Annotated in this window: 7 protein-coding genes and 1 pseudogene; 6 read left to right on the forward strand and 2 right to left on the reverse strand. The window is 40.0% G+C overall.

The window, feature by feature from the left end:
• Positions 1–190: 190 nt before the first annotated feature.
• Complete coding sequence (gene psbU, locus AC1F2U_RS30550; protein ID WP_194040639.1) at positions 191–619, reverse strand: photosystem II complex extrinsic protein PsbU; 429 nt, start codon at positions 617–619, stop codon at positions 191–193.
• 372 nt (positions 620–991) lie between these two features.
• On the opposite strand from psbU, the gene AC1F2U_RS30555 reads away from it, so the two are divergent.
• Positions 992–1168: a hypothetical protein gene (locus tag AC1F2U_RS30555; protein WP_480264541.1), complete on the forward strand. Its 177-nt coding sequence runs from the start codon at positions 992–994 to the stop codon at positions 1166–1168.
• Positions 1169–1273: 105 nt separating this feature from the next.
• Here AC1F2U_RS30555 and AC1F2U_RS30560 read toward each other — a convergent pair whose 3' ends face one another.
• On the reverse strand, positions 1274–2053 hold the full coding sequence (locus AC1F2U_RS30560; protein ID WP_480264542.1) for a DUF3120 domain-containing protein: 780 nt from the start codon (positions 2051–2053) through the stop codon (positions 1274–1276).
• A gap of 436 nt (positions 2054–2489) precedes the next feature.
• On the opposite strand from AC1F2U_RS30560, the gene AC1F2U_RS30565 reads away from it, so the two are divergent.
• The 5 genes and pseudogenes from AC1F2U_RS30565 to AC1F2U_RS30585 all read left to right on the forward strand — a co-directional run bounded on the left by AC1F2U_RS30565 (position 2490) and on the right by AC1F2U_RS30585 (position 11285).
• On the forward strand, positions 2490–3314 hold the full coding sequence (locus tag AC1F2U_RS30565) for an undecaprenyl-diphosphate phosphatase (protein WP_480264543.1): 825 nt from the start codon (positions 2490–2492) through the stop codon (positions 3312–3314).
• 227 nt (positions 3315–3541) lie between these two features.
• Complete coding sequence (locus AC1F2U_RS30570) at positions 3542–4867, forward strand: TIGR03279 family radical SAM protein (RefSeq protein ID WP_480264544.1); 1326 nt, start codon at positions 3542–3544, stop codon at positions 4865–4867.
• Between the two features lie 964 nt (positions 4868–5831).
• Positions 5832–8613: pseudogene (locus AC1F2U_RS30575) on the forward strand (glycoside hydrolase family 10-like protein).
• Positions 8614–9088: 475 nt separating this feature from the next.
• Positions 9089–9910 carry a hypothetical protein gene (locus AC1F2U_RS30580; RefSeq protein ID WP_480264545.1) on the forward strand — a complete coding sequence of 274 codons (822 nt, stop codon included), beginning with the start codon at positions 9089–9091 and terminating at the stop codon, positions 9908–9910.
• 178 nt (positions 9911–10088) lie between these two features.
• Positions 10089–11285, forward strand: a complete 1197-nt coding sequence (locus AC1F2U_RS30585; RefSeq protein WP_480264546.1) for an EAL domain-containing response regulator — start codon at positions 10089–10091, stop codon at positions 11283–11285.
• The last annotated feature ends 250 nt before the right edge of the window (positions 11286–11535 follow it).

The raw sequence follows: 11535 nt of genomic DNA on the forward strand, positions 1-11535 counted from the left end.
GGGGGCAGGGGAGCAGGGGAGCAGGGGGGCAGGGGGGCAGGGGAGCAGGGGATATCTTACTTTGTCCCCCTTGTCTCCCCTGTCTTCCTTGTCTTCCTTGTTTTCCTCATCTCCCTTATCTCTAAATAAAATACTCCCACTCCTTAGAATCAGGAGTGGGCTGCTATTTGCTACATTAACTGCAATTCAGTTATCTGTAGATACCGTTGTTAAAGCGATCGTCTCCTTCATTGAAGGCAGGCTCTAGGTCTGTCACGGTAAATTTATCGAGGTTGGCTTGCAGGGTTTGTTTTTGGCGATCGCTCAATCCTGGAAGATCCAATACATCCTCTACCTTTTGGTAGGGAGCATTGGTGATGATTTTCTTAGCCAGGGTGGGATAAAGCCCTGGAAACTGTTGAAAAGCTCGGACGTTGGTATTATTCAAATCAATTTTTTTACCAAATTCCGTTCCTAGTTTAGCGTCTGCCCGATTCTGCCGCTCAATTGCCAGAACTGGGACTTGGGGAAAAGCAAAACTGTTGAAACTAGCAGCTTGGGCTATCTGAGTTGTTCCCAACCATCCCCAGCAACTAAGTAACAAGCTAAACACTGTTAATAAACGCGCCAATCCTTTCACGATTTTTCTACCTCTCTCCATCAAACAGAAATAAAAGTTTTAAGCTAACAACAGTTATTAGTCATTAGTCATTAGTCATTAGTCATTAGTCACTTGTACTGAGCGTACCCCTTTGGGGAAGCAAGCTACGCGTAGCGTCTCGAAGAGAAGCCGAAGTATTAGTCATACCTTGCGGGAAGCCGCTAATGCCTCTACGTGAGAGCGCCAAGGACGAAGGACAAAGGACAAAGGACAAAGGACAAAAGCTGATAGCTTAGTCAACACAGCAGTCATCAGAAACTAATATACAGCGTATTAATATCCACAATATTTACCGTTACTGGGTTTGACTATACTTTTGCCAAAAATTTTCATCGTGGAAAGAGTGCCTGCATGGCTGCAATAGCGTTGCATCGACGATTCCAGCAGCATTCTCTGCTAGACGAAATCTTTTCGGGGTGGCTGATTCTACCTCTCAAGCAGACACAAAACTGCACGATTTCTAAGAGCGAAAACCTTACCAATAAAGACTTGATGTCGATGGATTTTTATGTAATATTTCTTAACTAATTAATCATCTACAGCATCATTTTTGATGTGCCGTAGATTGGCTGGGAAAAGTTTTGGTAAGAGAAGCTTACACGCTTATTGGAACACAAGTGTCTTCTGCCCTCTTCACGCTGCGATCGCAGCTAACAAAAATAGGCTGTCTACCAAAATTGTGCTTAAAACTGCGCCACCAAAGGCATACCAGTGTCTTTGATTTCGACCTAACGCTGAAATTCCTACTGTTAATAGCACTACGGCAAGAATTATCGCCCAAGTTTGTCCCCAAGGTGCTTGTACTTGTATGAGAGCATTTTGTAATATTTGCGGTACTACATCTGCATCTACTCTCATGATTTGCCGCCAATAGGGCATCAAATCTACTATATAAAAATATACATCTGTTAAAACTGTACCGAGTAAAGAACCTAAATAAAACCAGTTACCTACCTTGCCCCAATTTTTTGCCAGACACCAGCAAGCAAACGGTAAACCGATAAATTCCACCGGCAGATGCCATAAAGGTTCCCAACGTAACCAACCCCAGTAAATCGCTCCTGCTAACCAACTCCAGCTAAACCCCAAAAGCAAATCGCCCCAGACGTAAGTTGCAGGACGCGACATTAAGGCAAAACTGAGCCACACCCAAAATCCTGTCAGCGCTAAACTCAGACTTGGTAGCGATCGCACGATAGGCGCTTCTATAAATACTGGCACTGTTACCAAAAACACCGCTGCTGCAAACACTAACCAAGTTTGCCGGGCAGAAGTAGATAAGGGTAAAGAGGGAGAAAGGGAAAGTGTAGATTCCAATTGTCTGATACCATTCTGCCCAGTCTCAGCTAAATCCAACTCGGTATCAATAGAAGGGGTAGAAACGCTGTAGGAAGACAGTGTATTATTAATCAAAGTTTTTAATATTTGTTACTAAACTTTATTTTATTTAAGATATCACATTTTCAAATCCCCCCCTGGGGCATTGTAATTATACTGAAATTTCCACTAGCACTGGCGCAAACCAAACAAAACATTCTGCGCCAGACGAATCCATTAAAGTTCCACTATGTACATAACTCCTCTGTAGTTCCTTGTAAAGAGGGACTACAGAGAGGTAAAAAGTCAGCTGCTATGAGTCTGCTAAATATTAAAATTTGATGAATTTTTCAAATTGCGTTGACTTATTGAGGTGGGTGTAAGAACATAGTCAGCGTCTTCGATGATGTTTTCGATCGGTAAAATTGAGTTTTCTACAAGATTGGGTGCAATAGAGAGTATATAAAGTAACATCATCAGCTAAAAAATGTTCATCACGATCTCTATAACACGAAAAAGGTATTAATTCTATATGGAGTTTATTCAAGCTTTTATTTTAGGTATTGTTCAAGGGATTACAGAGTTTTTGCCAATCAGCAGTACTGCACATCTTCTGATTTTTACCAAACTATTTGGTTGGAAAGAACTAGGTTCTAAAGATTTTGTTGATGCAATTCAATTTGGCAGCGTTATCGCAATTGTGGGGTATTTTTGGTCGCTGATTTATAGTATTACCAAAGGTGGAATCGAAGCGCTAAAAGCCAAAGACTGGCAACGCGAAGAATGGAAGATTCTTGTCGGTATTGTAGTAGGAACACTGCCGGCTTTAATTTTCGGCTTCCTTTTAAAAGATATTTTACCTGAGAGTGCATTAATTATTGGCATCATGTCAATTATTATGGCACTTATACTAGCTCTAGCAGAAAAAATTGGCACTCGTAAGCGCGGTTTTGATTCATTGCAGATTCAGGATGGTATTTTGGTTGGATTAGGACAAACACTTGCCTTGATTCCGGGCGTTTCTCGTTCTGGTTCGACGTTGACAACTGCCTTATTTTTAGGATTAGAACGCGCTACAGCAGCAAAATTCTCATTTTTGTTAGGGTTTCCAACTCTTACAATTGCGACGCTGTATAAAAACTTGAAAATATTCAAGTTGTTTCAAGCTCATCAGTTGCCAGATAACATTGTTGGACTGTTAATTGTAGGAATTATTTCAACCTTTATTTTTTCCTACCTATCAATTGCATTTTTGATCAAATACTTAGCAACCAAAAACACTTTGATCTTCGTATGGTATAGATTAGCATTTGGTAGTGCAATCTTACTAGCGATCGCAGCAGGTTGGAAAGGATAATAATCATTAGTCATTTGTCCTTTGTCTAAAGTAAATGACTGTGGCGATGTCTACGACGGGCTACGCCTACGCTCGTTTGTTTGTAATACAATCTAACCTCTCTCCTACAAGGAGAGAGGCTTTGAATTTTACTCCCCAACGCTAGTAGGGAAAGGGCTGGGGGTTAGGTCTGTATTAGACTCAACTGAGAAACGCTATAATGCCCAATGCCCAATGCTCTATGCACTATGACTACCATTCATCCTGCCCGAATTACCAAGGTTCTTCCAGACTCAATAGCCGCAGAGATTGGTTTTGAAGCTGGGGATGCGATCGTTGCAATCAATGGTACACGTCCCCGCGATTTAATTGATTATCAGTTTTTGTGTGCTGATGAAGTCTTGGAATTAGAAGTTTTAGACGCTACTGGTAAAACTCATAGCCTGGAAATTGAAAAAGATTATGACCAAGACTTGGGGCTAGAATTTGAAACTGCCCTATTTGATGGCTTAATTCAGTGTAATAACCGCTGTCCATTTTGCTTTATCGACCAACAGCCACCAGGTAAGCGCACCAGCTTGTACTTTAAAGACGATGATTACCGCTTAAGCTTTTTGTACGGCTCTTATCTTACCCTGACCAATTTGCCAGAAAGAGAATGGCAGCGGATTGAACAAATGCGCTTATCTCCGTTGTATGTTTCTGTTCATGCCACGGAGCCGGAAGTGAGAATTAGACTGCTGAAAAATCCCCGTGCAGGACAAATCTTACAACAACTCAAGTGGTTTCAAAAAAGACGGCTACAAGTTCATGCTCAAGTGGTTGTTTGTCCTGGTATAAATGATGGCGAACACCTGGAGCAAACCCTAAAAGATTTAGCATCCTTTCATACTGGTGAAGTGCCTACGGTGGCATCGGTGGCAGTTGTGCCAGTCGGATTGACAAGGTTTCGACCTCCAGAAGACGAACTTACACCCGTAACCAGAGAAAAAGCGAAAGAAGTAATTTCTCAAGTACGAATACTCTCGCAACAATTTCGCCAAAAGTTTTCCTCTAATGTCGCTTGGTTAGCTGATGAGTGGTTTTTGATTGCAGGTGAGGAATTACCGAGCGAATCTGAATATGAAGAGTATCCCCAAATTGATAATGGTGTTGGTTCAATTCAGTTGTTTATCAAGCAATTTGCAGCCGCGGCAACAGAATTACTACCGCCAAAAGTTTATCCTCAGAGAAAATTAACTTGGGTAGTAGGCAATGCAGTAGAAAACGCCTTTGAACCTATCTTGAAACGGTTAAATGCTGTTGAAGGATTAAAAGTAAATATGCGTGCTTTATGTAGTGATTATTGGGGACAGAGTATCACTGTCACGGGATTACTAACGGGTCATGATTTGCTGTTGAACTTACAAGGGCAAGATTTGGGAGACGGAATTTTACTACCAAATGTAATGCTCAAACATGGTGAATTGGTATTTTTAGATGATATGAGTATTGAAGAATTAGCCTGCAAACTGGAGACAAAAATTTTACCAGTAGGAGGAGTTGAAGATTTAATCAATACTTGTATTCTTTAAGCTGTTTTTGTTAGCCCTTTAGTTTTATAGCAGTTCCCAGGTGGATGAAGTACATATCAAAATCTCACCCCCGACCCCTATTCTTGTCAAGAAAATGCTTTGGGGGTGTGGTTATCTGTTATAAACGTTTTTTGAATCAGTATAATTTTAAGCCTTTCAATTCAAACTAATTTTTTGTATCCAAACATTTGGATGTTAAATACAAAATTGATAAACTTTAATTAAATATAAACATATTACTTTATATTTAATAAGCTTTGGTGATTGTAATTGCATCTGTTGAAATTATTGTCTTATCCTATCTAAAACTTTCTAGAAAGCTCGTGAGAAATTATTGTTAGTTTAACTCTGGCGATCGTCAAGAGTACTAATTAGACTTATTGCACAAATACAAAATCTGCCTTCATCCGCCAACCCGTTCTCACAATTTTGGGAGAAGAGGAGCCGAGCCAATTTCAAAGTCCCTCTCCCATGCTTGGAAGAAGGATTTAGGTGAGGGCTTTAAGATGCACTAGTATTACTTTTTTAACTCACAAAACCCTGAAAAACAGATAATTAGAATAAGAGTGGCATTTTTTTTAGGTTTAAGTGAAAACTCTCTGCAATTGCCCAAAAGCCTATGGGAATTGATAAACACAAAATTTTCTAAAAAGCTAGTCACCAATAGAATGAAATTCACAATGTAATAGCTAACAATTTCTATAGAATCGCCTGGGCGATTTGAGTATCCATCTTGGCATTTTTTACTGCTTTTGATAGGCTAGATTGATGAAGGTCATTCACTAAGTACTTCTACGAAAAGCTTATAGGAATTCTATTTGATTTTTGAAAAGCCAAATATTAGCTTTACTTAATCCGGGTGAGAATCTCAGTAAACTTACTAGGAATCAAGCTAGAGTCCTATATTGTGTACTAATGAATTATGACTAATAACTAAATTAATTAATAATGAAGTGAGGAGTCACTGGTGAATTATCAGGAAAACCAAAAAGATATAAGTTTAAAAATTAAAGAAGCTAAAAGATTATTTATTTTAAGTTGTGAAATTGTAGTTTTAAGTTTTTTGAGTATTTTGCCAGTAGCGGCGGCGACTGAAGAACCCGTATTGAGCGTAGTATATGGGCAAGAAAATGCAAATCAATGGAGAGGAATAAGCGATCGCTTACAGACAATAGGGGTGAAATATTGTGTAATTTCCCTAAATGATGTCAAGAGTGGAGGAGATTGGGGCGATCGCCGGGTATTATTTTTGCCAAACGTCGAGACATTAACACCAACTCAAGCGATCGCTCTAGAAGACTGGATGAGTAAGGGAGGGCGTTTGATTGCTAGTGGGCCTGTAGGTAGTTTGTCATCGCCAGGAGTACGGCAATTATTGCGATCGCTCTTGGGAGGTTATTGGGGATTCAGCCTTAATGATACAGAACAGATTCAAGCTGCAAAAACCAAGATCCCAGAATGGGCAAATCAAACTGGACTCTTTGGTAAAGTGCGTGGCGGCGTTGTGATTCCTAACAATATGAGCGCTGAATCTCCTGCTGTTTGGAATTCTAAAGATAATCCGGCCGCAGTAGTGACAACTGAGCGTTCCACCTTTTTGGGCTGGCGTTGGGGAACAGATACAGCCTCCGCAGCCGAGTTGGATAATGCCTGGTTAAAAACTACTCTCAATCACTATTTGACAGCACTAGCGCCATCAAATCGTACAAAAAAAATACCAGGAGGTTCCCAAAGCTGCTCTACAACTGTGGCGGCTGCGCCTTCATTGCAGGGGGGCAGAGGGGCAGGGGAGCGGTTCATCTCTCTCATCTCCTCCTAAAACTGCCACTGCTCCCATACCTAGAGCTTTGCCTATGGTCAAACCGCCAAGTTCTCAGGAGGCTATTGACCAATTAGAACAAGCGGTGCGTTTGGATGTTGCACCCAACTCTAATGAGCCGATTGATAACAACCAAGCGATCGCTCTCCAACAAGAGCTAGAAAATCTGATTGGTCGAGTGGAAAGCGCTCATTTAGCGGTGTTAGCTGATGCGGCTAATGTTGGCGAAACAATATCTGAGGAGAAGCAGTTTTCTAGGCCTTTGAACACTCCTCAGTCTGTCAAAGAACAGCCAACACAATTAGCCTCAACCAAACTGGGGGCGCTAGGCATAAGTAAAGATCAAGTGTTAGCACAAGCAAGGCTGATTGCCAAAAATTTACCCCAATTGATTGCTCAAAAAAACTACGCTTTGGCTCGTCAGCAGTGGCTGCTCGCTAAAACGACTTTGTGGCAGCAGTTTCCTGTCGATCGGAAACTAGCTCAACCAGAAATTCGCGCAGTTTGGTTAGATCGGGGGACGATTGTTCGTGCTGGTAGTAAGGCGGGACTGGCACAGATTTTCGATCGCCTCGCTCAAGCTGGGATTAATACCGTCTTTTTTGAAACTGTTAACGCTGGCTATACAATTTATCCGAGCCAAGTCGCAAAAGAGCAAAACCCATTAATTCGTGGGTGGAACCCACTGGAAGAAGCGGTGAAACTAGCCCATGAGCGAGACATGGAATTACACGCTTGGGTGTGGACTTTTGCTGCTGGCAATCAACGTCATAATGAAATTCTCAACCTTAATCCTAATTATCCAGGGCCAGTACTGGCGGCTCATCCCGATTGGGCAAACTACGATAATCTGGGCAACATGATTCCCGTTGGTCAGAGCAAACCATTCTTCGATCCAGCCAACCCCGAAGTACGGCAATACTTGCTCAAGCTGTATGAGGAAATTGTCACTAAATATAAAGTGGATGGTCTACAGCTAGACTACATTCGCTACCCTTTCCAAGACCCATCAGCAGGTCGAACTTATGGCTATGGGAAAGCTGCAAGAGCGCAATTTCAGAAACTTACTGGTGTAGATCCAGTGAATATTTCTCCTAGCCAAGCAGATTTGTGGCAAAAATGGACAAAATTTCGCACCGAGCAAGTTGATAGCTTTGTCGCCCAAATATCACAGCAGTTGCGACAAAAGCAACCGAATTTGATTTTGTCGGTTGCAGTATTTCCTTTGCCAGAACAAGAGCGGATTCAAAAAATTCAACAAAATTGGGAAACTTGGGCAAGGCAGGGGGATGTAGATTTAATTGTTCCCATGACTTATGCTCTCGATACTTCTCGGTTTCAACGACTGGCTCAACCCTGGATTGCCTCTAAACAATTAGGAGCTACCTTGTTGGTGCCGGGAATTCGCTTACTTTCTTTGCCAACCATCGGAGCATTCGATCAACTCCAGTTGGTAAGAGACTTGCCAGTTAGTGGTTATGCACTATTTGCCGCAGAGAATTTTAGCAACGATCTCCAAAAAATCTTTAGTCGCACCCAAGGTAAAATTCAATCTACAACAAGTGAACCGATTCCTCTCCGTCAGCCTTTTCAAACTGCCGCCATCCGTTACACCGCGCTACAACGGGAATGGAAATTTGTTTTCCAAAATGACCAACGACAAAGGCCATCTCAGAAAATTTCAGATTTTAACAACCAGGCAGAAGTTTTACGCAGTGCTTTAAATCAGCTTGCCGTTTCCCCTTCTGCTAGTAAGTTACTCGTGGCGAAAGCCTCTCTAACTCGTTTTCAGTCTCAATTTCGCGTATTGATGAGCCAAGAAATTAAGTCGAATTCCTATCAAGTCAAAGTTTGGGAAAATCGGCTCATAACTATAGAAAGGCTTTTACGTTATGGCGAACGGCGGGTGCAGTTACGTCCTTTGTGAAGAGGCAGAGGCGGGTAGGAGGGGAAACAAAAAAGAAAACTCCTAACTCAACACGGGCTAAACGCCCTGCTACCGCTAACAGCACTCGGAACTGTTTTGCCCAACGCTCAATACCCAACTAGCTAGATATAAGCTGGCTTGTAATTATTAACACACTTTTTGTAGTGTTTGTATCCCAAATATTACTAGTTTTTTAGCGTCAAAATATTGGAAAATATTTAGATAACCGACTTTAGATAACTATTATTTGATGATAGCTATCGTTAAAATCTATGCAAGCTTTACCTCAACTCATTGGGCTGCAAAGCTTAGAGTCAAGAATTGACTGTTCGCCACTGATGTTGTGTTAAAAGCATCACTATTAGAGTAGATGCTATTTCTACAACGGGCTACACTTACGCACTGATGTAGCACGGGGTAAAATTATCTTGTTTTTTCATCTTCGCAGGTAGTAGGGTACTTCACCAAGCATGATATGGTACTGTTTGTAGCTTCTGGAACTAGCTTGAAAACAGCCAATACTTTTGAAGTTATGCATACCTTAGTCATGACATTGAATATGTCAGAGTTTTTGGAGAGAGTCTCAGTGCTATCACGGCTGTGTCAGCATCATTTGGAACTACTTATAGTTGTATATAAGCAACGTAGCATTACCGACAATATTACTTTTGAAAGTATCTCTATCTGTCAAGTACTGGCACAAAAAACAGAGAAAACTAGAGGTAATGCTAGTATTGGTTCCTTGGAGGTAGAACATCAGATTTTCGTTGAGAGACAATTACTCAAGCCCCAATGGTTACTAGCACGCGCTATAGTACGTAAAGCTACGACAGGCAAATACACTCACTTCATTGAAGTTTATGAGAAAAATTTGGACTTCTACCGTAAGTCTTATAGGGTCATGCAGACTAATAGGCCCAAATATCACATAATCATGACTGAAATGTTGAATGATGTATTGATTATTGGCCAGTTAGAAGTAGGAAAATTAGAGTATAGACAAACATCCTTCAATTTGGTTGAATATAGCCGACAATCGCCAGAACAAATACAGATGAATCTGGGCTATCGGCGCTTGATTTTTTTCACCAGTCAATATAAATTTGCAACCTGCTGCATCGATGAAAAACTTCTGGCGCAGATTTTGACTAACTTGTTTTCAATTTTTATCAAATCTTTCTCTGATGATAGGATTTTCAATTTGAATTTACTTAGTCAATATAGACAAGTTGTATTTGAAATTAAAGATTGGCAAATTTGTCTTTTCCAAAAAGAAAGATATAGTATATTTTATTAAATCATTTGCTTGCGCTATCAATGGTGTTAATATACTAGATGCTGGATTAAAAATGGCAATTTTAAAAAATTGTGGAGATATCTAAATAGTTAAAATACTTGTTAGAAACATACTTGTTTTGGTAATAAGCATTGCTAGATTAAGCCGTTAATAATAAAATATAAATATGAGGTAATTTATGCCCAAAATATTAATAATAGAAGATGAAGAAGCAGTCAGGGAAAACATTTTAGATCTGCTAGAAGCAGAGGATTTTGAAACTATTGCTGCGGCTAATGGCAGAATCGGGGTAAATTTGGCTATCTCCGAAGTTCCTGATTTAATTCTTTGTGATATGATGATGCCAGAAATTGACGGTTATGGCGTGCTAACAGCATTACGTCAAGATCCATCAACGGCAACAATTCCCTTCATCTTTCTCACTGCCAAATCTGCCAAATCTGACTTCCGTCAAGGTATGGATATGGGTGCAGATGACTATATAACTAAGCCATTTACTAGAGCTGAGTTATTAAGTGCCATCATGAACAGGTTGCAAAAATACGCTACTTTAAAAAGGTATTTATCTCCTCAGACTGTCATTAATAACTTGTCTCCAAAAATGCAGTTGTTAGAAATTAGCTTACACCGAGCTATAAAACAACATAATTTTCAAGAATTTGAAATTTATTATCAACCAATAGTCGATATCGCATCGGGAAAAATAGTAGGTGCTGAAAGTTTATTGCGCTGGCAAAGTCCAGAATTAGGAATGATTTATCCAACAGAATTTATTCCGTTAGCAGAGTCTACAGGTTTAATTGTTCCAATTGGAAAATGTGTATTAAAAAGGGTATGCCAACAAATTAAAAGCTGGCGTGATGCTGGAATTAATTCCTTGATTGTTGCTGTAAATCTATCAGTAATTGAATTTAACCAGCCAGATTTCATTCATAACGTAGTTAATTTTATATCCGTGAATAATCTAGAACCAGATGACCTAGAACTAGAACTCACTGAAAGTATGATTATGCAAGATGTCAATAGTGCGATCGCTACTATGAGTAAATTGCAATCCTTGGGTGTTAAAATTGCAATTGATGATTTTGGTACGGGTTATTCTTCTTTGATTTATCTGAAAAACTTACCAATTAATACATTAAAAATAGACCGTTATTTTATCCATAATGTTGCTAACGATCCGCAAAAGTCAGCCATCGCTAAGGCATTAATTCAAATGGCTCATAATCTCAATTTAGATGTAGTGGCTGAAGGTGTAGAAACAGAAGCAGAACTGGATTTTTTACGCAAATATAACTGTAATTCTATGCAAGGTTTTCTATTTAGTCGTCCCTTACCAGCAGCAAAATTTGAAGATTTTTTGTTCACTAACTAAATGCTTATATAGCAGTCCTAAGTCATTCGTGAAAATTATATCTCTCTTTCTTCTTTCTTTCCTTGGCGTCTTTGGCGTCCTTCTCTACGAGACGCTGCGCGTTGGCGGAAGCCTCTCGTAGAGATGGCGGTTCGTTTTCTAATCTATATTTTTCACAACTCAAATAAGATTGCTATATGTGTAAATATTGAGCATCGGGCATTGGGTATCGGGAATAGAATCTAGTTACTATTGCTTTATTTTTGAATTG

It is taken from the genome of Nostoc sp. LEGE 12454 (genome assembly GCF_056620565.1).